General features: G+C 44.2%; 15 protein-coding genes. 4 read left to right on the top strand and 11 right to left on the bottom strand.

Translation table 11 applies throughout. The annotated features are described in order from the left end of the window. Positions 1 to 40: 40 nt before the first annotated feature. From IH598_07800 to IH598_07755, 10 genes are all read right to left on the bottom strand, one after another. Positions 41 to 370, bottom strand: a complete 330-nt coding sequence (locus tag IH598_07800; protein MBE0638407.1) for a nucleotide pyrophosphohydrolase — start codon at positions 368 to 370, stop codon at positions 41 to 43. Positions 371 to 759: 389 nt separating this feature from the next. Further along, positions 760 to 1,980 (bottom strand): T9SS type A sorting domain-containing protein, encoded by a 1,221-nt coding sequence (locus IH598_07795; GenBank protein ID MBE0638406.1) that lies wholly within the window; start codon positions 1,978 to 1,980, stop codon positions 760 to 762. Between the two features lie 96 nt (positions 1,981 to 2,076). Further along, entirely contained in the window at positions 2,077 to 5,505 is a 3,429-nt protein-coding gene (locus tag IH598_07790; protein ID MBE0638405.1) for an AAA family ATPase, read from the bottom strand. A 10-nt stretch (positions 5,506 to 5,515) separates the two neighbouring features. Continuing rightward, positions 5,516 to 8,935 carry an AAA family ATPase gene (locus tag IH598_07785; protein MBE0638404.1) on the bottom strand — a complete coding sequence of 1,140 codons (3,420 nt, stop codon included), beginning with the start codon at positions 8,933 to 8,935 and terminating at the stop codon, positions 5,516 to 5,518. Positions 8,936 to 9,195: 260 nt separating this feature from the next. Next, positions 9,196 to 9,567 (bottom strand): GxxExxY protein, encoded by a 372-nt coding sequence (locus IH598_07780; protein ID MBE0638403.1) that lies wholly within the window; start codon positions 9,565 to 9,567, stop codon positions 9,196 to 9,198. 69 nt (positions 9,568 to 9,636) lie between these two features. After that, the gene (locus IH598_07775) at positions 9,637 to 10,398 is read right to left on the bottom strand and encodes a response regulator transcription factor (GenBank protein MBE0638402.1); all 762 of its coding nucleotides are present in this window, start codon (positions 10,396 to 10,398) and stop codon (positions 9,637 to 9,639) included. 145 nt (positions 10,399 to 10,543) lie between these two features. After that, entirely contained in the window at positions 10,544 to 13,294 is a 2,751-nt protein-coding gene (locus IH598_07770) for a T9SS type A sorting domain-containing protein (GenBank protein MBE0638401.1), read from the bottom strand. Between the two features lie 98 nt (positions 13,295 to 13,392). Next, entirely contained in the window at positions 13,393 to 16,161 is a 2,769-nt protein-coding gene (locus tag IH598_07765) for a T9SS type A sorting domain-containing protein (GenBank protein ID MBE0638400.1), read from the bottom strand. A 661-nt stretch (positions 16,162 to 16,822) separates the two neighbouring features. Next, positions 16,823 to 17,947: a radical SAM family heme chaperone HemW gene (gene hemW, locus IH598_07760; protein MBE0638399.1), complete on the bottom strand. Its 1,125-nt coding sequence runs from the start codon at positions 17,945 to 17,947 to the stop codon at positions 16,823 to 16,825. Between the two features lie 5 nt (positions 17,948 to 17,952). Further along, entirely contained in the window at positions 17,953 to 19,473 is a 1,521-nt protein-coding gene (locus tag IH598_07755) for a HAMP domain-containing histidine kinase (GenBank protein ID MBE0638398.1), read from the bottom strand. Between the two features lie 694 nt (positions 19,474 to 20,167). Between IH598_07755 and IH598_07750 the strand changes: the two genes are divergently transcribed. The 4 genes from IH598_07750 to IH598_07735 all read left to right on the top strand — a co-directional run bounded on the left by IH598_07750 (position 20,168) and on the right by IH598_07735 (position 24,070). Continuing rightward, positions 20,168 to 20,374, top strand: a complete 207-nt coding sequence (locus IH598_07750) for a hypothetical protein (GenBank protein MBE0638397.1) — start codon at positions 20,168 to 20,170, stop codon at positions 20,372 to 20,374. Further along, positions 20,371 to 20,838, top strand: coding sequence for a DNA-binding protein (locus IH598_07745; GenBank protein MBE0638396.1), 468 nt, complete (start codon positions 20,371 to 20,373; stop codon positions 20,836 to 20,838). Before IH598_07750 ends, IH598_07745 begins: the two co-directional genes overlap by 4 nt. Positions 20,839 to 20,992: 154 nt before the next feature. Further along, a complete protein-coding gene (gene corA, locus IH598_07740; protein MBE0638395.1) occupies positions 20,993 to 22,069 on the top strand; it encodes a magnesium/cobalt transporter CorA in 1,077 nt (358 codons plus the stop codon). 135 nt (positions 22,070 to 22,204) lie between these two features. Next, the gene (locus tag IH598_07735; GenBank protein MBE0638394.1) at positions 22,205 to 24,070 is read left to right on the top strand and encodes a S9 family peptidase; all 1,866 of its coding nucleotides are present in this window, start codon (positions 22,205 to 22,207) and stop codon (positions 24,068 to 24,070) included. 83 nt (positions 24,071 to 24,153) lie between these two features. On the opposite strand, the gene IH598_07730 is transcribed toward IH598_07735, so the two are convergent. Then, a complete protein-coding gene (locus IH598_07730; protein ID MBE0638393.1) occupies positions 24,154 to 25,764 on the bottom strand; it encodes a T9SS type A sorting domain-containing protein in 1,611 nt (536 codons plus the stop codon). Positions 25,765 to 26,314 lie beyond the last annotated feature (550 nt).

The following is a 26,314-nucleotide window of genomic DNA, read 5'->3' as shown; positions in this document are numbered from 1 at the left end:
GGATGAGGTAAAAGAACGGCTTCTCCCGCATAATGTGACATTAAGGGTAAAGTTTTTCGTTGTTGATGTGGCGGGTGCTGTCGCGACTGGTCTTTTTAATCAGGTTTCTTTCGAGGGCCTCGGTCAAATCCACGCCGGTTTTATTGGCCAGGCCGATCAGCACAAACAGCACATCGGCCATTTCATCGGCCAGGTTGTATTCTTTGTCTTTTTCCTTAAAAGATTGTTCGCCATACTTCCGGGCCATGATCCGCGCTACTTCGCCCACCTCTTCGGTAAGGATGGCCATATTGGTGAGCTCGTTGAAATACCTCACCCCGGTTGTTTTTATCCATTCATCCACTGTCTGCTGTGCCTGTTTGATTGTCATCGTTGAATTGTATTAAGTCAGTCAGGTAAAAAATTACGGGTAAAAATAGTTAAAACAGGAATAATCCGGCCTGCAGGGAAGAGGTTTGAAAATTTCAAAAATCATTCTTGATGTATGAAAAGGTGCCGGGTTACACCCAATAGGTTCTTTCTATCCGGTCAGGAACATTCCTCAATGTATAGCTCATACTCCTTCAAATCCCATTGCATATCTATTTCTTCAAACATTTGCTATGCCATGAGCAGGTAACTCTTTGCCAAATAATTCTTTGTTACTGAAACGATTAAAGTTGTAAAGAGTATTGTATAGTGGATAAATCGCCATACCGAGGTAAATAAGAAATTCACTGATATGTACTGCAATGCAAAGCCAGAATGAAAATCTGTTTTTTAACGAACCACAATTTTTTCAGATGCAGTCTTCCCTTCCGATGTCAGATTCACCAGGTAGATTCCGGGAGGAAGTGATGTCAGATTCAATTCTATTTTGCTGCTTGTAAATTCCTGCGCCAAAACAATTTTGCCAAAAGCGGAGACGATCTGAACAGCGACTTCGTCCGAAGAAAAGTGATCAATGGTCAGAATTTCAGAAACCGGGTTGGGATATAGTTTGAAGCTAAACTCCTGCTCTTCTTTTACCCCGGTAGTGATGTAATAAGTGAGCACGAAATTGGTATTGTCACAAACAATTTCGGAAACATTACCGGGAACAAAGCCAGTAACATAGGTATTATCATACGTATTAAAAACAATCATTTTAGCCATATTGCTGGTGTCGATACCAACCAGCAAAAAGCTTCCGGTATTTTGATCAAAAGAAGAAGAACCAGCAACAAAATAAGGAAACCCGGTGAGTTCACCCCTCGTGATAATATCTCCGGTTGTTTTATTAATCTCTACAACACTGCTTCCTGTGTAATTAAAGGTGGAATCATAAGTGGCATTGCGGGCATAAATAATTTCGTTGACATTGTCAAAATTAACACTGGTGATAATGTTAAAAGGCGCTGCTGTTGGGTTGAGTATCGTTCTGGTGAACGAAAACTGATTCTCCCTGACGGGGATTGCATACAAACATAAGGCAGGATCGTTGGTGAAACCCACATAGTACAAAATACCATTGTTGGCATCAAAACCGATGGCATCCGCAACCAGCGCATTCGCGCCCGGTTCAAAGATTACACCGATCAGGCTGTCCTGGTTTGTATTGATGTCATATTCATAAATGCTTATGTATTCCTCCTCTTCCATTTGAAGGTTGTACATTTTTCCCGTGCTCATATCAAACTCGGAAATATTGGTGTACAATGATCCCCCAACCAGATTCTCCTGGTTTGTAATCGTATTGTAAGAGTACAATCCCGAATTATTGCCCGAAATTCCGGTAATGTAATAATTGCTGTTGTACGAATCGAATGCTGATGTGGCAAAATAATATCCATCCAGGATTGTAGGATAAACAGTTAACGATTCAGGATCAAGCGCCTGCCATTTAACAATGTCAATCTTTCCTGTTTCAAGGTTATTGGCAACCCCGACAAGGTTGATTTGTGCTTTGCTGCCTATGCTCAGAAGCATAATGAATGCTGTGTAAAGAATAGTTTTGATCATGGTTTATCTTTTAGCGACACTAACCAAAAAGTGTTCTGTTTTGTTCAGGTGAAATGATTTAAAAACAGGAATAAAAATTGACTACAAATTACAGAGTCAACTTTCCATATATTTTTCGTATTCCTTCAAATCCCATTGAAGTTCCATTTCTTCGAACATTCGTTTGGCCTTGAATAAATATTCGCTGCCGCTGAGTCCCATCAGGCTGGTTTCGTTAGATTTTGGGTCGCGCAGGCATTTTCCCACCTCAAAATAAGTCCGGGAAAGATCAAGATGGCAATTGTATTTTTGTCCTGACTTAATGGAGAGTGTGAAGTTTTTATATGACTGCCTTTGTTTTCCAAGCATCCAGCAAGTTATAGCTTTTAGCCTGTATGATTCAGTGGTCGCACTCCGCATCTTTTTCGACAAACTGATTAATAAACCGATAGTTTTAAACAAGGTTTTTACACTTTTCCCCGGCTTCTCCTTACGTTCAATGACCATTTTAAACTCCTGAAACTCCAATTGAGCTTTAGCTTGTACATAAGCAAAATGATAAATGGTGATGATCTTACGGTCTTTAACAAGCTTGGCTGCTTCAGCCAGCGCTTGCCTGGCAGCTTCCAATTCATTCTTTGCAGAATGTGCAAGCGATTTGGCGCCTAAGATCACCAATAGCAAAGCAAAATGACCTGTTTTACTGGTATATCGTATCCCCTCCTCAGCAAGTTCAAGCGCCTGATCCAGCTTTCTGAAGCGATAATGAGCCGGGACCGACAACCGGTAAATTTCAGCATTTGCATGGCTGTTATCGAAAGACTCAGAAATATTCTCCAAATGGTGAACATGCTCCATCAACTTTTCATATTTACCCAACTCCACACAAACGAGACCTGAGTATAACGTATAAATAGTAGTTGGCCAGAAATCACCAGCTTTCATTCCAGACTGATAAACGCGCTCATAATCCTGGTCTTCAAAAATATTACCGGTGAAAAAATCATGCATTTTCCTTATATAGCGGTAGTTAATCAACGAACTGGGATGATCTTCAGCATTGGCCTTTTTGGAATAATTCAGGATTTTTTCGCTGAGGGAAAATGACAATCCGGTCCACATGAATAAACTGGCACATTCGGTAAACAATGAAAGCCCAACATCCGACTTTGATAAATCATAATTGATCACTTTGTTCAGAAAATTTAATGCCTGAAGGAAGTAACGTCTTGGATTCATTGTAGCTAAAGCTTCTCCCCACTGGGATAACACATTCATGTAGGTATTAAAATCTTCATTCGGCTGTTTCCGAAAAAAGAAGAATTGGAAGTTCAATTTAAAAAGTACAGTAAGCATTGCCAATGTTCCGCGGTATTTATTAATCAAATCATTGGAAGTTAACCTGTATCCAAAATATTTCAGAATCACTTGCTGAAAGGTTTCAATGGCTTCGATATTGTTTCCGGCTGCCTGCTGTGCAAAGCCGATTTTAATCTCCAATTCCTTGTAATTTAATTTTTCCAGAGTACTATCGGGCTCTTTTGGAAATAATTTGATGGCTTCTATATAAAAGTTCATTGCCTCATTTGATGCTCCCGAACGGAAAGACTCATCACCTGCTTTAATCAGGTATTCAAGCTTTTTCTCTGTTACCTCGGCTTTATCATAGTGCATCGCCAGCACTCCATAAAACTCAGGCAGCTTGTCGGCAAATACTTTTTCGATGGAACGGGCAATCTTCAGGTGGAGTTCCTTTTTGGTTTTTAGCAGGATGGAATCATAGGTGGCCTGCTGCGCCAGGGCGTGTTTGAAAAGGAATTCGACCTCCTCCTTGTTCTTATGCTCATTCAGCAATTGGGTTTCCTTCAGGTAAAGCAGCCGGGTGTCGAGTTCTTCGATGGTTTGCGCGGCTTCCTCCAATACTTTGTAGTAGAAATTTCTTCCTATGACCGAAGCGGTTCTTAGCAAACCTTTGGTCTTTTCGTCGAGGCGGTCAATTCTCGACAGGATGACTTTGTCAATGGTTTCGGGAATATTGGCGTATTGAATGCGGTCGGTAACGATGAATGCGTTGTCCTTCACCTCAATCAATCCTTCGTCAATAAACGACCGCAGCACTTCCTCGATGAAAAACGGATTGCCTTCCGAGCGCAGCAAAATCAACTGTTTGATATCGTCCGGCAGATTGGTCTGGTTTAGGAGGTTGCCGATCAGTTCTGCGGATTCATTTTCCTTCAGAGGCTGAACCGTGATTTCCTTGTAATGCTCCGGAAGGTTTTCCTTTAAAAAAGATTTCAGCCGTTCCCCGGTTTCCTTGTATTCCGGACGGAAAACATTGATGAACAGCAGCCGGTGGTTTTTCACCAGTTTGAACAACGACTCCATGAAGGAGATGGATGAAAGGTCAGCCCAGTGTGCATCTTCGACCATGATCACGATAGGGAGGATGCTGGCAGCGCGGGAGAGTAAATCCCTGATGTTTTTCAGGATCAGCCGTTCGAGGGCTTCGCCTTCAATCCCCTTCAACCGCAACTTTGCTTCGCCTTCCAGCGGGTAGCCCATCATGGTAGCCACGAATGGGATAATTTCGGAGGCCTGCTCGGGATAAATCCGGATGATATTGGCCGACAGCTTTTGGTAAGAAACTGCCGGGTTGTCGTCTTCTTTTATTCCCGACCACGATTTGATGATCTGGATGATGGGGTGAAAGCTCAGGTTTTTCCCTTCCGACAGTGCCCTCCCCTCGAAGAAAGCTACATTTTGGATGATCTCCTTTTGCCTGATCTCGGCCATCAGCCTCGATTTTCCGATGCCGGCCATCCCTTCGATGGTCGTCACCCCGCCGCGCCCGTTGAGCAGTTGTTTGATGAAATCCTCAAGCGCTCTGACCTCTTTCTGCCGGCCAATCATTTGCGAGGTGATGATCCGCCCGCTCTGCAGCGGAGGTTCGGTGGGAGCGCTTTTCCTCACCGTGACCTCATAAATCGCAATCGGTTTTTTGTACCCTTTCACAGGGACGGGCTCGAGCGTGTGGTATGTAAATAAATCTTTGGTTTTATCGTAAGTGGTTGAACCCACCAGCACCTGGTTTTTATCGGCAATGTCCTGGATTCTGGCTGCAATGTCAACGGTTTCACCGATCAACGATTCCTGGATGTTCGACCCGGCGCCCATCCGGGTTTTGATTACCGGGCCGGTGTGAATACCAACCCGGACGGTAAGTGGAACCGCAAGGTCATGATCGTTTGAAAAAGACTCGAGCACCGCATGAAACCTCAGCGCCGCATTGACTGCATTCTTCTCATCGTTTTCAACCCTGTTTTCCAATCCGAATGCGGCCATGATCCGCTCGCCCATCGAAGGATAAATCGTACCGTTGTACAAGCGGATTTCCTGACTGATTTTCTCATACAAAGCATTGATCAGCGACTTTTCCCCCCTGGCATCTTTTACATCCGATAAATGAATCAACCCCCCGATCTCCGCAATTACAATGGTGGCAACCGGATCGGTTTTCGCTGCTGATGGTTCATTTTCTTGTTTCATTGGGCTTGATTTAGGTTTCCATATATTGTTCGTACTCCTTCAAATCCCATTGGAGATCCATTTCTTCGAACATGGCTTTGGCTTTTTCCAGATAATAGCCCGCAGGATTGCCGTTTAATTCCTTGTTTCTATTATTTGGATCGGAAAGGAATTTGCCGGTTTCAAAACAGGCGCGGGAATGTTCGAGGCGGCTTTGGTATTTTTCTCCGGTAGCGATGGCTAATTGAAGATTTTTAAAAGCTTTGCCGGATTTTTGCTGAAACATGAAAATCCTCGATCGTAGCAGGTAGGCTTCGGTAAGGTTGCTGACAAATTTCTTTGATTTAGCTATTAGCTTTTTGGATGCCTTTAGCAGTTCCCTGATCTCCTGATTGTTTTTTATATCCTTGTTTCTTTTGTCGTTCATCAACGCTAAGCCCAGATGAATTTTTGCTATCAGATAGGGTGTATAATAGCTCGGAATACTCTTGATTATTTCCAGGGACTTTTTTGCTTCCTCAAAAGATTTTACCGCTGCATCAAGATCGTTGTTGTGAATATGGAGGTGGCTTTGGACTATATCCACTAAAAATGCATGTAACTTGTTATCAGTAGTATGCATGTAATTCCTGGCTTCGTCTAATAATGGCTGCAGTTGTTCAAATTTTCTGAATTTCATCAGGCACACGAATCTCACTCTGTATCCTTGTGCTATAGAGAAACTGTTTTCAAAGGAATTTCCCAATTCTTTAAGTTTATCCGAAATCTCAATAGTACGGGCATAATTCCCCAACTCGGTCTGCTGCATACCAAGATACAATGCGGTGACACTGGTCATCCATAGCTCACCCGTTTTGATCCCCGTGTTAAATACTTCATCGGCATCAATGTTGTAATGCCATTTCCCGGTATTTATGTTAAACATGCTTTTTGTCATTAATAATGACAAAAGAGGCCTCGGGTTTAATTGAAAATCTGCCTGGTCAACAAGATCAATGATCTTCCTTGAAGTTGGGTAAGAGAATGATGCCCAAAGAAATATACAAGAAATCTGGATGTAAAGATCCAGAACTGCCTGAGAACCCATGGGATCGTACTTAATAAATCTCCTGACCGCATCAGATGGCTTAAAAACAAAATGTCGTGGATTAATAGTTGAAATAGGGGTACCCCAGTCGACAAAATGAGTGCAAATTAATTCATCCTCCTTTTTTATGGATTTTCTGAAAAACAGCCGTGGAAACCTAAATGCGAAAGCGATCAACACCATCCCCCAGATACCCCTTAGCATAATACCCTTTTCCGTTTTTGCAACCCTGTAATTAAAGTATTTTTCAAAAATATATTCAAAGAGTTCAACCGATTCAAAATTGCGTCCCAACGCGTGATACAAATTGGCAATATTGATTCTAAGATCCCTGATCTCATTGTCTTGCGGATCATTTTTTCTCTGTTCCGGCAAAGCATCCAGCGCCCTTTCAAAGAACCGCAATGCTTCTGACGAAGCGCCTGATCGCATGGCTTCTTCACCAGCCAATAACATGAAATAGATTGCCTTTTCTTCGTCCTCTGCCAGCTCGTAGTGATAGACCAGTGTGCCATAAAACTCATGGATGTTTGCCGCAAACACTTTCTCAATCGAACGGGCAATTTTGAAATGTATCTCCTTCCGTGATTGCTGCATCATGGCGTCGTAGGTCAACTGCTGGGCCAGGGCGTGTTTGAAGAGGTACTCGATTTCTTCCTTCTTTTTTGTCTCGGTGATCAACTGTACCTGGGTAAGATAGGCGAGCCTTTCGTCAAGTTCTTCTATGGTATCTGTAGCCTCTTCCAATACTTTGTAATAGAAATTACGTCCCATTACAGAGGCGGTATTCAGCAATTCCCTGGTCTTTTCATCCAGTTTATCCACCCTGGAGAGAATGGCCTCGTTGATGGTTTCAGGGATGTTGACATCTTTGATTTTTTCGGTTACAATAAAATTACCTTCTTGTATATCAATAATCTCTTCATCTATAAAACTGCGGATGATCTCCTCAATAAAAAAGGGATTCCCCTCAGTTTTGCGGACAATCATCTTTTGAATTTCCTCAGGAATTGGGGCTTCTCTCAGAAGATTTTTGATCAGATTCCCGGATTCCGTTTCCTCCAAAGGATTAACGTTGATGGTGTTATGATCGCCCGGGAAATTATCCACAAGGTATTTTAAGATGTAATCTCCTGTTTCCTTGTATCCGGGCCGCATTACATTGATAAACATTACAGGGTATTTCTCTGAAAGCTTGTATAGCGATTCAAACAAGGTGATGGATGAGCTGTCGGCCCAATGCAGATCCTCGATCATGTAAATGCGGGGTTTGTCTTTTGTGGCGGCTATAATGAGGTCGCGAAGATTTTTCAGGATGAGTTTTTCAAGCGCCTCACCTTCAATACCCTTGACTCGCTCCTTGTTTTTCCCTTCAAGCGGCAATCCCATCATGGTGGCAAGGAAAGCATAGATTTCATCTGCCTGTTCCGCAGTGTTGCGTTTGATACCCTGAAAAAGCTTTTCTGATGAAACAGAAGGAAGATCCTCTTCGGTGATGCCTGCCCAGGATTTAATTAAATTGGTAATGGGATGGAAACTGAGATTTTGCCCTGTCGACACTGCACGTCCTTCAAGCAAAAGCACCTTATCCATCAAGGGCTGAGCCTTCATTTCCGCCATCAGACGCGATTTGCCGATGCCTGCCTTACCTACAATGTTCACGATGGAGCCTTTGCCTGCCGCCAGATTTCTGATCAGCCCTTCGAGTTGCTCCATTTCGCTGCTGCGCCCCACCATCTCCGAAACAATTTTACGCTGCGGACTTATTTTTAGGTCGAGTTTTTTGTGCTTTTTAGTCAGCGGTTCAAAAATGGGAAGTGGTTTTTTGTACCCCTTTACGGGAACGGGTTCGAGGGCATTAAAGGTAAAATCGGTGCTGGCGTGTTGTCGGGTCTCCTCGCCGACCAATATCTGGCCGGGCATGGCCAGACTGCAAATGTGCGCAGCCAGTTGAAGGGCTTCGCCAAAGTAATTTTCCTGCTGTTCGGCTCCGGTTCCAATGGTTGCCGAAAAAATTTCACCTGAATAGATACCGATTTTGAATCCGATCGTACCGGGGAACTCATTTTCGGAGATCAGCTCTGAGAACTTGTTTTGCAGTTCGATGGCTGATTTTACTGCATTCACCGACGAACGTTTACCATCTTCATTCAATCCGAAAAATGCCATGGCGCTCTCGCCCATGTATTTGTAGGGTTTGCCGCTGTAAAGCCGGATGATGGGATCGGTAAAGGAGAAGCACCGACCGAGCAAAGCTGCAATTTCACCAAAGGAGGAGTTTGTCTCCATTTCGTGAAACCCGCTGAAGGTCAGGTATAAAACCGTAGCTTTACGCGATAACGCCTCTTGTTTTTGCTCAGACATTTTTTTAGATTTATAATTGTAACGTCAACCCAAAATAAAATCCGCACAATTGTTGAACTTTCTCTGTTGTTCTCTGTGTAACTTATTTTTTTGTTACACAGAGTTTCACAGAGGAATCACGGAGTTACACAGAGTTTAAACTTATCTGCTACTGCAGTTCTCCGTGGTTCTCTGTGCCTTCTCCGTGGTTCTCTGTGTAATTTTTTTATTACACAGAGTTTCACAGAGGGATCACAGAGTTACACAGAGGAATCATAGTGTTAATTTTTAAACCGCCTTATCCCATTTTTAAGCAATGTCACATTAAAGTTGATCAGCAATCCGAGTGGTTTATTGGCAAATTTCAAATAAGTCAGAATCTGAGCTTCATGAACAGGTGCAAATGCTTCAATTGTTTTTAGCTCTAAAACTACAGTCTTCTCAACCAGAATATCAATTCTGTATCCGCACTCCAGTTTAATGTCTTTATAGACTACTGGTACAGGAACTTGCCGTTCAATAGTGAATCCAGCACTTTTCAACTCATAGGATAAGCACTCTTCGTAAGCTGATTCTAATAATCCCGGACCCAATCTTTTATGGACTTCTATGGCACACCCAATTATTTTTTCGGTTATCTGATTGATTTCCATAAATCGTATTATTGTATATAGTTCTGATTCTCATTAAATATTTAAGACTAACCGTTTAATTATATCATCCTATGCAAGACTTTCGAACAAATCGAGCAGCATGTCCTTTTTCCTTGAGGCGACAGGGACTTCCGAGCCATCCGACATTTTCACGTTCCCGCCGTCATTTTTGTCAAAGTAACTTAGCTTGCCGATATTGATGAGGTGTGATTTATGTATGCGGTGAAATCCTTTGTCAATAAGCTCTTCCTCGAACTCGCCGATGGCTTTTGAAACCAGGATTTTCCGTCCGTCGGTGATATAAAAAGTGCAATAGCTGCCGTCGGCTTCCACCCGGATGATGTCGCTGATGCTGACCAGGTGGATCTGTTCGGTGGTTTTGAGGAGGATTTTGCTGGTTTTGTTGAGCGAAACCAGGTTTTCCTCAATGGCCTTAAACTTCAGTTTCTCTTCGTAGCGGATGAGGTCGTCGGCACGGTTGATGGCGAGGGTGAGCGCCTCTTCGTCTATCGGTTTCAGAATGTAATCCACTGCGCCAAACTTGTAGCCTTTGATGGCGTATTCCATGTAGCCGGAGATAAAGATCACCTTGAAATCGGGTTTATTGAAGTGCTTGATCAGGTCGAAGCCGCTGCCGTCGGGCAATTTGATATCGAGAAGCACCAGGTCGGGTTCATGCTCGTTAATGGCGGCTACCCCCGACTTCACGCTGTCGGCAGCAGCCAGCACCATCACGTTGGGACAAAAGGTCGTAACGATTTTACGGATTTGTTCGCGTGAATAGAACTCATCGTCAACAATTATCGCCCTGATCATGAAGAAATTTTCCACAAATGTAATTTTTTTAGTTTGAAAAACAGGCAATGTTTCCTGAAAAGATTTTTTTATTCAAACTTGTTGCTTCACTTCGTTCCTTCACAGGTTCTTTGTGCCTCCGGCGCAGCGGATCATCCTGAGTTGTTTTGCGCAGCAGGATTTATTCCGTGATGATTATTTTTTTCGTTGTAGTTCGATTTCCGGTCTGCAGGCGGCAATAATAGACTCCCGGCGGCAGGGCGGAAACATCGAATTGTACCTGCTGTTGGCCAGGGCTTTTCAGCTCATACACCGGTTCAGCAACCTGCTGACCTGTGAGGTTAAAGATGGCTACGGTAACATAAGCCCCCTCCTTGATCTCAAATTCAACGGTAATGATCCCTGAACCGGGATTGGGGAAAATATTTACATTCCAATTCTGCTGATCACCGGAAGGCTTTTCATTTCCGATGTCATGAATACCAAGGGTCTCACACGCTTCCTCCACCTCCTCCGGGCTGTCGCAGCCAGGGGCATTGTATTGGATTTCAACAGAACCGTTGGGTGCAGAGAGGTAATCGCAGATGCTCTGGACATGGCAGGTGGATAAGTAAGGATTAGAATAAATCTGAAGGTTTGTAATTGAATCGGCAGCAATATTGTCGATGCCTGACAGGCTGGTCAGAGCGTTATTATTATAAATTTCAAGTATCTTCCCGATGGAAGCCAGGTTCTCCAGCCCCGTCAGGCTCATCAGGGCGATGTTATCATGAATCCTAAGAATATTCCCGATGGAAGTAAGGTTCTCCAGTCCCGTCAGGCAGGTCAGAACGTAATTATGATAAATACCAAGATACCACCCGATGGAGGTCAAACCTTCCAGCCCAGTCAGACTGGTCAGGGCGTCGTTATAACAAATATAAAGAGTGTAGCCTATTGTAGCCAGGTTCTCCAGCCCCGTCAGGTTGGTCAGAGCGTTATTATGATAAATACCAAGAGACCACCCGATTGAGGTCAAACCTTCCAGCCCCGTCAGGCTTGTCAGGGCATTGTTATTCCAAAGCTCAAATTCCCCACCGATTGAGGTCAGGTTTTCCAGTCCGGTCAGGGTAGTCAGGGCGTCATTATAGCCTATAAAAAGATTACCCCCGATAGAAGCCAGGTTCTCCAGCCCCGTCGGGTTGGTCAAAGCGTTGTTGGAAGTGATCTTAAGGTTTCCGCCTATCGATGTCAGGTTATCCAGTCCAGTAAGGCTGTTTAAAGCGTTGTTGTATATTATACTCAGGTCTCCGGCTATTGATATGATGTTATCCAGCCCCTTCAGGCTGATCAATTGAAGGTTTCCACCATCCCAATAGCTCCCAATTTCTACATTAGCTCCTATGGTAGTCAGGTTCTCCAGCCCCCTAAGACTGGTTAAAGCGTTGTTGGAACAAATCCTCAGGTCGCCTCCAATTGATACGAGGTTATCCAGCCCGAATAGATTGATGAGTGCAGGATTCCCACCTGAATAGTCATCCCATTTTCCAATATACATATGACCTCCAATGGAAGTCAGGTTTCCCAGTCCGGTCAGGCTGGTCATAGCGTTGTTGGAGCTGATCCTCAGGTCTCCGCCTAACGATACGAGGTTATCCAGCCCAGTAAAGCTGGTCAGGGTGCTATTATCTCCAATATAAAGTCCACCTGTAGTAACCAGGTTCTCCAGTCCTGTCAGGCTGGTCAGGGCGTTGTTATAGTTGATATAAAGATACCCCCCGACGGAAGTCAGGCTCTCCAGTCCTGTAAGGCTGGTGAGGGAGCTGTTTTCATAAATACTAAGATAACTCCCGATGGAGGTAAGGTTCTCCAGCCCTGCAAGGCTGGCCAGGATGGTATTATTGTCAATATAAAGGTATCCTCCAATGGAAGTAAGGTTATCAAGACCTGTCAGGCTGGTAAGGTTGCTGTTATAATAAATCCAAAGATCCCCCCCGATGGAAGTCAGCACATTCAATCCATTCAAATTTGTTATGTCGCTACCCTGAATGGTCAAATTCCCCTCAATCTCCATACACCCCGGATAATTGGCCTGGAAATTATCAATCTGTGCCTGTGTGTTGAAAGTGATGCCTTCGGGTAGGCAGGATGTACAGGCCGCAACCACATCTTCAGGACTGTTGCAGCCCGGGGCGTTGTGATAGATATAGATATTACCGCCGGGCGCCGCCAGGTAATCGCAGATGCATTGAATATGGCAGGCGGATAACGAAAAATTGTATCTAATGTATAGGGTCGTAATAGACCCCGCAGCGATATTCTCGAGTCCTGCCAAACTATTCAAAGCGTTGTTTCCGCTTACATCAAGATAACCACCTATCGAGGTTATGTTTTCCATTCCGGAAAAATTGGTCAGTGCATTGTTGTAATTAATATCAAGAAATTCTCCTATGGAAACCAGGCTTTCCAGTCCGGTAAAACATGACAGTGAATTGTTATGATGAATATTTAAGTATCCCCCGATAGTGGTCAGGCTTTTCAGCCCGTAAAAACTGGTCAGGGCATTGTTGTTATAAAGATTGACGCATCCTCCGATGGTAGTCAGGCTTTCCAGTCCGGACAAACTTGTCATGGCATCGTTGTTATGAATATTAACGTATCCCCCAACAGTGGTCAGGTTTTCCAACCCGGATAAACTGGTCAGGACATCGTTGTCCCAAATTAAAAGGTTTCCGCCGATTGAGGTTAGTACACTTAATCCCTTCAGGTTATTAATGTCATCTCCATTAATTGTCACATCGCCCTCAATCTGGGTACATCCCGGGTTGTTGGCCTGGAAATTATCAATTCTTGCCTGGGTGAAGAACGCGATGCCTTGCGGCAGACATCCCTTGGAAAAAGCAAAGAATTGGCTCAAAAAAATCATTGTTAAGATCAGGATAAGTTTTTTCATGGTGGTTGGGTGTTATTGGTAATTCATTTACATGTGGGATTATTTGCAAATTCGCTCCCTCCTGGTAATTAGATCAGGAGGGAGCGAATGCAGGGATCTTATTCAACTTTCACAATTTTGTTAGTCAAGAATTTACTCCCGGCCTTCATCCTGCACAGGTAGATACCCTCCGGCGCATCGCCGGCCTGCCAGGCTATCTGATAAGTGCCGGCAGTCAGCTCTTCATTCACAAGGGTGGTAACGAGTTGTCCCAACTGGTTGTAAATGGCCACTTCAACCATGGCGTTTTCGGTGATGACAAATTCAATGGTGGTGATGCCGGCGAAGGGGTTGGGGTAGTTGGTGAGTTCAAAAGCACTATTTTCTGGATTGATTTTCTCAATTCCCGGGAAAACTGAAGCATATTCGTAAGGTCCCATGTCAACAATTGCTCCGTTAACACCGCCATCCCAGATACGCACATTCCCCAGGAGGTCAAACGGGGGAAGGTTGAGTCCGGTTGTATCAGGGATCCCGGCGTCGATGCACGGCGAGCCATCACCCAACTGGTAGTTCAGCGCCAACGCATCGACAAAAACGGGATCAGCTTCTATGTTGTTTTCAAACACACCGCTCCCGATACCATAAGGGCCGATGCCTGCCTGTCCGCCCTCGATGTCGTTGTATTTGAAATCCACGTTGCAATCGTTGGACGAAATATATATCTGGCTGTTTGCTGGTGATGTGTTGCCCCAAAAGATGTTGTTGATAAGGTCAGGATTTGACCCATTGTAAATCTCCAAAGCACCTCCACTGAAATTGGAATGGTTATTTACGAAAGTATTATTGAGCAATCTTGGGTTTGCATCTGCGGCCACCAGTATTGCTCCACCACCATCAACAGAATTATTTAGCGATTTGTTACCATAAAAAAGGCAGTTAACAATATCGGGCGAAGAACCAACAGCGCAGCTGATAGCCCCGGACCAATTGGCATGGTTGTTATTAAAAATACAATTTTGGATCACCGGGTTGCTGTTCCACAAAGCAATAGCTCCTCCGTTTGCAGTATAATATCCATTGTTCAGCGCTTTGTTGTGATGAAACAGGCAGTCTTCGATCTTTACCCTGTCGGTATCTCTTAGTGCAAGTGCGCCTCCGCAGTTATAGGGTTGATTCCAGGGAACTGGCAACGCAGCAGAACCCCATTCAAAAATGCAATGTTTGAAAACAGACCATTCATTGGCTACATTTACCTGGTCAAACTCAAAATGCCCCCAGCCCAGTTCAGGATTAACAGCGGTGAATACTATTTTCCCTAAATTGCTCGTATCACCAACAGCTTTGATAGCACCATACACTTTAAAGCGAACACGGTCGCTAAATTTGACCCAAACGCCCGGGTCAATCACCAGTGTCTGGCCATCAGGAATGGTGATGTCGCCGGTAACAATGTATGGATGACCGGCCATGGTCCAGTGCCCTGAAACCTCACCCGGCTGTACTTGTGTTCCTTTCATCGGCATGGCCACCATCTTAGCCTCATTGATCTGCCAGAAGCCGCCACCAATCCTTCCGTTGCCGCTGAAGGTTTCGTTGGCATAGGTTGACAACGTTGTAATGGTTTGAATCTGCCGATTTTGCATATCTTTAAAAAAGGAAGATGCAATGGCCTGTACAGCTGCTGAACTGTTCGCGGAAGCATCGTAAACGGATGTGATGGCCGATGTTCCCCACCATCCCAGGCTGGGACTGCTGGTGTTTTGATAGGTTGTTGCCGTGTCGCAGACAAAGCCAAACACTTTTTCGCCATTGATTTCAGCGGTGATATCGGAATGATAGAAATTTACTTCATGAATTGGAATAATATAGCTCCAGTCTTCGCCTTCGATGTCTTCGCCAATATCGCGAAGTCCCATTTTAAATTTAACCTGTTCAGGCGTAAAGCCCCTGTATTGAAGCTGCAAGGCGAAATTTTGAAATCCGGATCCATTTTCACCTAACAATCTGGCAAAACCGGCATTCGGATCGGGGTCAATGTCATCGTAATTCCTCGAAGCAACATAGTACTTCTGGCTGCTGTGACCGTCCCCTTTGGGCTCCGGCCCGGTGCCGTCGGCATCCCAGCCGGCAAAACCCTCATGGTTTACCGCAAGCCCCTGGAAAGCCAACTCCGGGCGGCCTTTTTCAATATTACCACTGATATTGCGGTAGGATCCATTTCTTCCGTTGCCGGTAAAAGGAACTGTCGAACCTAAGGATTGAAAATTGAAGCGCAATTCATGGCCGGAAACATCGAGCAGGAAGGCTGCTGCTACTGCTTTAACCGCAGCAGAGCTGTTGCCCGAAGCGTCCGCTGCAACGAAAAAGTTGGATTCCATTTGCCACGACCAACCCGTTGAAGCACCATAATTAAACATCATGTAATTGGTAATGCCTGAAATCATGGGTTCACCATTAATCGTCATCAGGGTGCTTATGGGATAAAAATTCAAATGGTGCTCGTTTCCGAATGTAAACCAGTCCTCGCCCTCAAGGTCATTTCCCAGGGAAGCCAGTCCCAATTTAACTATTACCTGACCCGGTGTGAACCCATTGTTGGTGAGCGCCTGGGCAAACAGCGGAAAGTCAGTACCAATGCTTGTTACATGGGCGCCTGCTGCTGCTGCAGGGTTAACATAGTCGCGCGAAGCAATATAATAGGTAAAAGTGCTATGCCCGACTCCATAAGGTTCAGGTCCGCTTCCATCCGCATTCCAGGAAGCAGCTCCTTCGTTGTCGGCAATCAATCCCTGAACCTGAATCTGGGAATGAAGTGAGAGAGCGATAAACAGGAAAAATGTGATAGCTAAAATTTCCCGTCCGATGTGTAATTTTTTTAAATACATAAATACCTCCGGTTTTTTTTAGGTTAGAAAATTTGAGTTAATAAACCAGGGATAAAACTACAACATCGGAAAGGCGAAATGCTGACAGATTTACAAACGCCGGGAACAAATTGACAAACGCCTGTATTTTTTGAACGAACGCAAAAAAAACTCAGGAGAAATTTTAGGAAGTAGTGTGATTAATGCGATTTAAATAAGGAGTCTTGGGGAAATTTGTTGGAAAAAATCTGAAAAGTGGATAAAGAATCATCCACAAAGTTTCACATAGGGTTGCTGAAAAACTCAAATAGAAATAAACGAATAGTCAAAGGCTCTGTGGTTCTCTGTGTCTTCTCCGTGTTTCTCTGTGTCACTATTAATTTTTACACAGCGCTTCGCAGAGAAGCCACAGAGGTTCACGGAGAAACTAAAAATATTTGATTAAGATCACGTGCATGGAATGATTCATTTGTAACATGTTAAATATCAACTTTAAATCTGTTATTAAGCAGATCCTGCATAAATTTTACTGCCGCAAAACCATTCTGTTTTTGAAAAGTTGGTGGTTTTGTAATCCATAAACATCGTAATGCATAAATTTACGTAAATATGTGCATTATAAAAATTCTATTTCAATGTTGATCAGCGATATCGTTTTAAGTCAGAAAAGGGATAAAATCCATCACATGAAGAACCCGGCAGCCATCCGGTCGGCGAATAGTTTGCCCTCATTGGTGAGTACGATTTTGTTGTCCTGAGTAACTATCCGTCCCCGGATTTCCGGATTTTTTAATTCCCTGTTTAAATGGTCCAGACAGGATTGCCCGAAACGCTTGTTCACCTCAGCCAGGTCAATCCCCCACATGGTGCGCAGCGAGGTCATCACATACTCGTTAAAATGCTGGGTGGAAGTCAGTTTATCAAATTCAAAAAGGCCGTTTCCCAAGGAAATTCCTTCGGTATATTTTCCCAGGTTGGACACATTCCATCGCCTTATCCTGCCATCGTATGAGTGGGCCGAAGGGCCGATGCCCAGGTATTTCGCATCGTTCCAGTATGCTTTATTATGACGCGAATAGTGCCCGGGTAACGAGAAATTTGATATTTCGTAATGCTCGTAACCGGACTGATCAAGAGTGGCCATCAGCAGTTTGAACTGGGTCACAGCTTTTTCGTCGTCAACAGGGGTGTATTTTCCTTTTCTGATCAAATGATCAAGGGCAGTCCCCTCCTCAACGGTGAGGGCATAAGCTGATATGTGAGGAATATTGAGCGAAACGGCAGTATTGATATTTTCCAACCATGTTTCATCACTCAATGTCGGAATGCCATAAATTAGGTCGATGCTGAGGTTTGAGAAACCGGCAGCGATTGCTTTTCCGATGCCTGCCTTTGCCTCTGCGGCGGAATGGACACGGTTAAGGTAGTGTAAATCCCGGTCATCGAATGACTGGATGCCAATACTAAGCCGGTTTGCAGGCGAATGTGACAATGATTTCAGCCACTCATCAGTCAAATCGTCCGGGTTGGCTTCGACGGTGATTTCAGCCTCATCGCTAACTTCAAATGTTGTTTTTACCTTTTCTATCAGCTCAATCAGTTCTGAAACGGGTAAAAGGGATGGCGTTCCCCCTCCGAAATAAATGGTCTGCACCGGCTCCCCCCCGAAAAAATCTTTGTTGAGTTCAATTTCCCTTTTCATGGCAATTACGATTTCATTTCTGTACTTTTTCGTAGCCAGAGAATAGAAATTACAGTAATGGCATTTCTGCCTGCAAAAGGGGATGTGAAGATAGATGCCCGCCATGGGTATTAATGTTTAACCGTCTTGCGCAGGACAATCCTGAAGGTGGTTCCTTTGTCGATGGCCGACGATTTTACGAATATTTTACCGCGGTGGTAATTTTGGATGATCCTTTCGGCCAGCGATAAACCCAGCCCCCAGCCATGCTTTTTGCTGGTGAATCCCGGATTAAAGATGCTTTTGAATTTTGATTTGGGAATTCCTTTTCCAGTATCTGACAAATCGATGGTGATTGTCCCGTTCTGCTGTTCAATATTTACCGAGAAGACCCCTTTTGTTCCCATGGCGTCAATGGCATTTTTGGTGATGTTCTCGATCACCCATTCGAACAGGTGCAGATTGATGGGAGCAATGATTTTCACGTCAGGGCCGGGTGTGATCTCATAGCTGATCTTCCTTGAAGTCCTTGTTTTGAGGTAGGTGATCGAGTTATGGATGACCTCCACGATGTTCTCATCTGTAAGCTTTGGCACAGAGCCGATTTTGGAGAAACGGTCGGTAATTTTTTCAAGTCGGTCAACGTCTTTGCTTAGTTCATTGATCGCATCATTATTAATGTTTTCCATCTTAAGCAATTCCATCCATGCGATCATCGACGAAAGCGGTGTACCGAGCTGGTGAGCAGTTTCTTTGGCCAGCCCCACCCACACCTGGTTTTGCTCCGACCGCCGGGCCGTGTTGAACATCATGTAACCGATAAACAGGAACAATGCAATAATGGTGAGTTGGACGACAGGGAAAAACCTGAGCTGTGTCAGCAGATAAGATCCCTTGTAAAAAATGTAACTCTTGCCCAGGTTGGACAAATCAATTTCGATAGGGGGGTTGCTGGCTTCCATTTCGGCAATGGTTTTTTCCACAAAAACCGGGTTCATAATGTATTCCGGCTCAATGTTCCCAAAGTCAATCACCTTTTTCTTGGTGCTGTCGGTAATGATGACCGGAACACTGGCTGCATTGATCACCACTTCGGAGAAAAACGAACTGACCAGGTCGTTGAGGACACCGTGAAGTTCGCTGTGTAAGCGGGAGTCCTTGTAATACAGATAATTTTTCTTTTGCTGAAAATACCTTGCGGGAATTGGAGGATAAACGGAAAACTCTTCTAACAGTTTGCCTGACAGGAAAGTAACGGTATCTTTATCAAATTCAACATTCTTGGTGTTGATGATTCTGCCATCTTCATCGGTGAGGATAACAGGTATATTTTCGTTGGAGCGGATAATATCTACATAAAAAGTAAGGTCAATATTGGGGTCGTCGGAGCGGATCAGTTGTTTGTAGGCTTCGGCAAGTAACACTACCCGCTTGCGGTCTTCGGCCCTGATTTGCTGAAAGAACTTCTCGATGTACTGCACCAGCGTGGTTTTCCGGTGGATGGCGTCGGCCCAGATCTTCACATTCATCTGCTCCTGCTCGGCTACCTTCCTCACGATAATACTCGTGTACCACATCGAACCGGCAACAATGGCAATTGCCACGGCAAAGAGAAGCAACTTCCACTGTTTTTTACGCGCGTAGATATTCAATGTCAGTAAGTTTTTTAATGACAAGCTAACGCCAAAAGCAAGACCTTATTATTAAAACGAAGTCAGCGTAAAGATGTAGCTTTGCAGCTATCCGCGTAAAAGCTCAGCGGTTAACTTCTTTTTACCGCAGAGATGCGCGAAGAAGTCGCAATGAACCGCATTGTAAGAATGCATTGGGTAGGCAAGCGGATGTCAAATAAGAAATTACAAACATGAAAGTTCCACAAAGCAACATTTACAGGTTAATGAAGACCAAAGCGGGATCGCCGCCTGGAAAGCAATTGATTTCAAACCGAATATAGCCCACCCGGATGGATGATGCAGTGATGATAGGAGAACTGAAAACGCCTTTTTACAAACTATTGCAGCGCTTCAATCACCAATACAAAACACGAATCTTTACCGGCGACTTTGCTAATTGAGAAGTTTCGATAAATTTGCATCCAACAAACGGAGTAAAATGGTTAATACTGAACAACAAAGAACCAGCAATGAAATTTCCGAACCTCATGAAAACATGAGGACGTCGGGTTTCGGCACTGTGAGCGTTTACGCCGGACAGCGCCATTTTTCATTGCCCCATGAAACACTGAAAAGTGATTGGTTTATGATGAAATTTTGGAGTGACCCACAATTTTAACGAAAAAAAAAGTGTTAAGTACGAATATAAAGACCCTTAAATAATTGAATTGTTATGATACTTGAACGAACAAATAACGAAATATTAGTAAGATTACCAGCAAGTTTAGACCTGACAGAGCTGCAAAATATGATAGATTACCTTGAGTACAAAGAAAATACTGCGACGACAAAAGCTAAACAGAAAGATGTTGATGAGCTTTCAGCATCCGTAAACAAAAGCATTTGGACAAAACTTAAAGCCCAACGGAAACTGGAATGAAGATCATCGTTGACTCAAATATCGTTTTTAGTGCTATCTTAAATTCTCAAGGTAAAATTGGACAACTAATAATCAATGGCTCCAGGTACTTTAAATTTTACACTGTTGGTTTATTAAAAGAAGAAATAGAGGAACATAAAGGCAAAATCCTTTCATTATCTGGTTTTACCAATCAGCAGTTTAAAAATTCTTACCAGACCATAACCAATAGAATAATATTTGTTGATGAAATCTTTCTATCGGACAGAGAATTACTTAAGGCCATTGATTTGGTTGCAGATATTGATGAAAACGACGCTTTATTTGTAGCCTTGACAAATTACCTCAACGGTAAATTGTGGACAGGCGACAAAAAATTAATCTTGGGACTCAAGAGCAAACGATATTCTAAGACGATTTCAACAAATGAATTATATGAGCAATTCCTTGAGAAACAAATGACTGTCCGACGAAGATTTAAATAGTTTAACCACTAAAGCTTAAACCCTGCCTTCCCTGGCCACTGTCAAGCTTGAGCAGGTTTATTTTTTGGACTGACCTTTCAGTTTGGTGAATTTAGGACTGATGTTTGCTCGCACAACATCTTCTTTTTTTCTGAAACCCATTAAGTTGATCGTTATGAAAGTTCCACAAAGCAACATTTACAGGTTGATGAAGACCAAAGCGGGATCGCCGCCGGGGACGCTGATCCATACCTTTGCACAGTCAACAGCCGAAACCTCCGTGAGGTTGATCTCGTTCAAAGATGACTTTTACGAAAATACCGGAATAACCAACCTTGAAGAGCTCCCTTCGCTTTTAAAGCCTGATTGTACCAACTGGATCCAGTTTACCGGGCTCAGCGATGTGGAAAAACTAGATCAGATCGGCCAGCTTTTACAAATCAATCCGCTGATCATCGAAGATATTCTCAACACCGAACATTTGCCCAAGTCGGAGGAGATTGATGGTCAGTTGTTTTTTGTCATTAAAATGCTGGGAAGAAACAGCCAAACAGATGAGTTTGAAGTAAACCACGTTTGTTTTGTGCTGGGAGAAAATTTTCTGATCAGCTTTATGCAGCGCAGTTCGGAACTTTTCGATCCTTTCATCACACGCATTGAGCAATCCGTCGGAAAAATCCGTCAGCGCACAAATGATTACATTTTGTACCGGCTCATCGACATCATCGTTGACAACTATTACCTGCTTTTCACCACCACGGAGGAAAAATTGCAGGAGGTCGAAGAAACGCTTATGAAGGATCAAAGCGCCGATATGACCGGGAAAATACAGGCACAGAAAAAGGAATTGAATTTTATGCGGAGATACATTTTCCCGGTGGCTGAGGCTATCCGGCTATTACTGAAAAGCGACAGTTTGCTGATTAAAAAACACCACCGCAGTTTTTTTAACGACACCAATGATCACCTGATTTATCTATCGAACGCAGCCGAGCACTATCGCGATATGATCGCCGGGCTGATGGAATTGCAAATGATGAACAACTCCAACCGGATGAACAACGTGATGAAATCGCTGACGCTGATTGCAACGATTTTTATCCCGCTTACCTTCCTGGCCGGTGTTTACGGGATGAATTTCAAACACATGCCTGAACTCGACCTGGCCTGGACTTATCCTGCAGTGTTAGCGCTCATGTTTACCGTTGGGGTGGGGATGTATATTTACATGAGGCGGAAAAACTGGTTTTAATTGTTGGGTAAATAATTGTAAGACTACGTTTTGAGGCTGCTATCCGATCTTGGCTTACATTTGCCGCCATAATTTTAAAACTCATTTTAAATGAAAAACATCAAATTCTTTCTCATTGCAGGAACATTTTTCACCATGGTGATGTTTGACCTGCTACCAAATCAACCAATCATGGCTCAAACCCAGATTCCACTGGAGGATTTTTTCAAGAATCCCGAAAAAACTGCTTACCAGATTTCCCCGGACGGGAAATATTTCACTTTCATGGCGCCCTATGAAAGCCGCATGAACGTTTTTGTGCAGCAGGTAGGTAAAGACAAAGCAACCCGTATTACCAGCGAAACCGACCGCGACATCGCCGGTTATTACTGGGCTAACAAAGACAGAATCCTTTACCTCAAAGATAATGGCGGCGACGAAAATTTCGCTATTTATGGCGTGGATAAAGACGGTAAAAATTCAAAATGCCTCACCTGCTTCGAGGGGGTCAGAACTCAAATCATCGACGACCTGAAAGACATCCCCGATGAAATGATCATCAGCATGAATAAACGCGATGCGATGGTTTTCGATCCATACCGGCTCAACATCAAAACCGGAGATATGACCATGCTGGCCGAAAACCCGGGTAACATCCAGGGCTGGATGACCGACCATGAGGGTAAACTGAGGGTTGCCATCGCTATTGTGGACGGCATCAACACCCAGATCCAGTACCGCGATACCGAAGACCAGGAGTTCAGGCCGGTGCTTACAACCAACTTTAAGGAATCTGTTTCTCCAGAATTTTTCGACTTCAATAATAAACACGTTTATGCAACCTCCAACCTCGGACGGGATAAAGCGGTTGTAGTGCTTTTCGATATTGCCAACGGAAAAGAAATGGAAGTGCTCTATGAAAATCCAAACTATGACATTTCCAATGTCTTTTTCTCAAGAAAAAGGAAAGTGGTCACCTCGGCCTCTTTTGTTTCGTGGAAACGTGAGCGTCATTTCTTTGATGAACAGACCAAAAAGATGTTTGACAACCTGAACCGCCATTTACCTGACTACGAATTGGGTATTTCTTCTTCAGATGATGAGGAAAATATGTTCATCATCCGCACTTACTCCGATCGTTCACTCGGCGCTTATTACCTCTATGATTTTGCCAATGACAACATCACAAAAATTCATGATGTAAGCCCCTGGCTCGACGAAAACGAAATGGCCAGTATGTACCCGATCGAATATACCGCCCGTGATGGTATGGTGATTCCGGGTTATCTGACGTTACCAAAAGGCCTCACGATGGAGACAGCCAAAAACCTTCCGGTAGTAGTCAATCCGCATGGGGGTCCCTGGGCACGCGATAACTGGGGCTTCAACCCGGAAGTTCAGTTCCTGGCCAACCGTGGTTTTGCAGTCCTGCAGATGAATTTCAGAGGCTCAACAGGGTATGGCCGTGAGTTTATGGAAAAATCGTTTAAACAATGGGGATTGAACATGCAAAACGATATCACCGATGGCGTTTACTGGCTCATCAATAAAGGTATAGCTGACAAAGACCGGATCGCCATTTACGGCGCCAGCTACGGTGGATATGCTACGTTGCAGGGAATTGTTGTTACTCCTACCTTGTACGCTGCGGCAGTAAACTATGTTGGCGTTTCCAACCTCTTTACCTTTATGCAAACAATCCCTCCTTATTGGAAACCAATGCTCGATATGATGTATGAGATGGTGGGAAATCCTGAAACGGATAAGGTTCAGTTCACAGCCACTTCACCTGCATTGAATGCCGATAAAATGATGACTCCACTCTTTGTTGCCCAGGGCGCCAACGACCCACGTGTGAACAAGGCTGAATCGGATCAGATTGTTGAAGCACTCAGCAAGCGCGGTATCGAAGTGGAATACATGGTGAAAGACAATGAAGGCCATGGTTTCAGAAACGAAGAAAACCGCTTTGATTTTTACCGCGCAATGGAAAAGTTCCTTTCAGAGCATCTGAAAAACTAAAGCATTTGTTTTCTAAAAAAGAGCAAAGCCGCAGTGGACAATCCATTGCGGCTTTAGTTTTTTATGATTTCCAAACGTTTGGATTACCTGATCAGCTTTACCGTTTGGGGCTCGTTATTCACCACGATCGTAAGAAAGTAGATTCCATTTTGTAAAAAACTCAGGTCGAGATTGAGTTGATTTGACGCCAGTTCAGGATAATTTTTGGTAAAAATTTCTTTGCCGGGCAGGTCAAAAATCATGATCTGAACCTGGTTTCCTGCCATTCGGTTATCATTGATAAAAACATGTCCGCTGGTTGGGTTTGGGAATATTTGCAGATCTCTTTCCGGAAGGGAAGTTTCTTCAACGCTCACTGTGGTGCCATCCAGTTCGGTAATTCCGACGTTATCCGGGTCCAGCCAGGGTTTAAGCCTTGTAGAATCCGATGTTGTGTCAGTATTCCACGAATAGGAAAATTTACCGTAATAGTCAGGCTTGTTGGTGTAACGGCAACTGGCCTCGCCTCCGGTGAGTTGGCCGATAATTCTTCCCTGGTCGTCGAAAATCGGGCTGCCGGATGATCCCCCTTCAGTAACGCCCCAGTTGGTTTCTGTCGGAGTCCAAACCACCCTCCAATGGGTATTGGGAAGGGCTCCCCAGCTCGTTGATTTCAGTGTGTCGGTGTAAGTACTTATTTTTTTGATATCGCCTTCCGGGTGATGGATGGTTGTACCGTTGGGACTTGGCACGTCTGCGTTACTCCAGCCATTAAAATAAGGCTCGTAAGACAGCGGAACCGACTCGTTCAAACGGAGCAATTTAAAATCTGATGCATAACCTGCTCCGCCACTGGCTGCCAGTTTTGTGGCGCCGGTCATCGTGTAGTTTTTGAATAAAGTATCGGTTGTCGGATTTTCGCAGTCAGGGCCTTCGTACCGGAAATAGAAAAGCCACTGGTCGTAATTCTGTGGTGTCGCATTGGCGCCGCAATGGTCAGCGGTTAGGAAGTATGGCGTCAGGTCCCAACGTACATTGTTAACCAGAGAGCCGGTGCACCAAAGAGAGGAGGAGCCTGCTTTTACAATGATTCGTGCAATGCCGTTTTTCTGGTTTTGCCATTCCTCGCCTTCCGGACAATTTATATTGACCTCGCAGGTGTCGGAACCACCAAAACCACGCTGCCGGAAGAAGTTTTCAGCTGTGCGATATACATATCCAACCTCATTGATCACCACTTCCGGTTTTGCCGTCATTCCAGATGGTTCGTAGTATTCAAGTGTAACCTTTTCTCCCTGCATCATCTCAGTGGCGAAACTTGCGCGTGTTGGGTTGTTTCGCCTGGTAAAGGCGCCAATAATTTGTTTGTGATTCGCATTGTAAAGAAATAGTTTCCCCCCTGCCGGAATAATGAACCGACTATAGTAAAGAATAAGCGCCTGCGCATCTTTCGACTCGATGATAAGTCGGCAAAGCCTGCCGCCATCAGGTAAGCGTTCCCAAAATCCCTCCCTGGCCAGGTCAATATTTACCTGGACGGATTCGGCAAACCGCAGGGCATCACCCCGCTTATCGTAATATGCATCCTGATCGCGAAGCTGCTCAACATCGGGAGGGGTAACCTGCATGACTGGTATTCCGGTTTGTGGCAGGCGATATTGAAAAGCCGGAGGAATACCGCCTTCGCTGATTTGCGCTGTTACATGCAATTGCACTGGAAAAATGAATAGAAAGCTAATGATTAAGTTAAAAAAACACTTCTTCAATGTATTTCAGTTTGATGGATTTATACCGACAAAAATAGAAAATTAAATTTAGGTATCGGATGTGGGGGAGGAAAGTTATCGGGTTTCGGGTTGTCAGGTTGTTGACCAATCTGTTGTTTGCTCTCCGAATTGTTTGATTACGGTTTTGCCAACTACCTTCTCTTACCCGCTGATCTCTCTGATCTTCTCTGGTGGTGACCGTAATTCTTTGCTTCTAAAAAGAATCTGCGTAAATCTGTGTGATCTGCGGGCTAAATTCATTCCCGCTGATCTCTCTGATCTTCTCTGATGGTGACTGTAATTCTTTGCTTCTAAAAAAGATCTGCGTAAATCTGTGTGATCTGCGGGCTAAATTCATTCCCGCTGATCTCTCTGATCTTCTCTGGTGGTGACCGTAATTCTTTGCTTCTAAAAAGAATCTGCGTAAATCTGTGTGATCTGCGGGCTAAATTCATTCCCGCTGATCTCTCTGATCTTCTCTGATGGTGACTGTAATTCT

This window comes from Bacteroidales bacterium (assembly GCA_014860585.1).
Classification (GTDB): Bacteria; Bacteroidota; Bacteroidia; order Bacteroidales; family 4484-276; genus RZYY01.
This window is presented reverse-complemented; position numbering and strand designations above follow the sequence as displayed.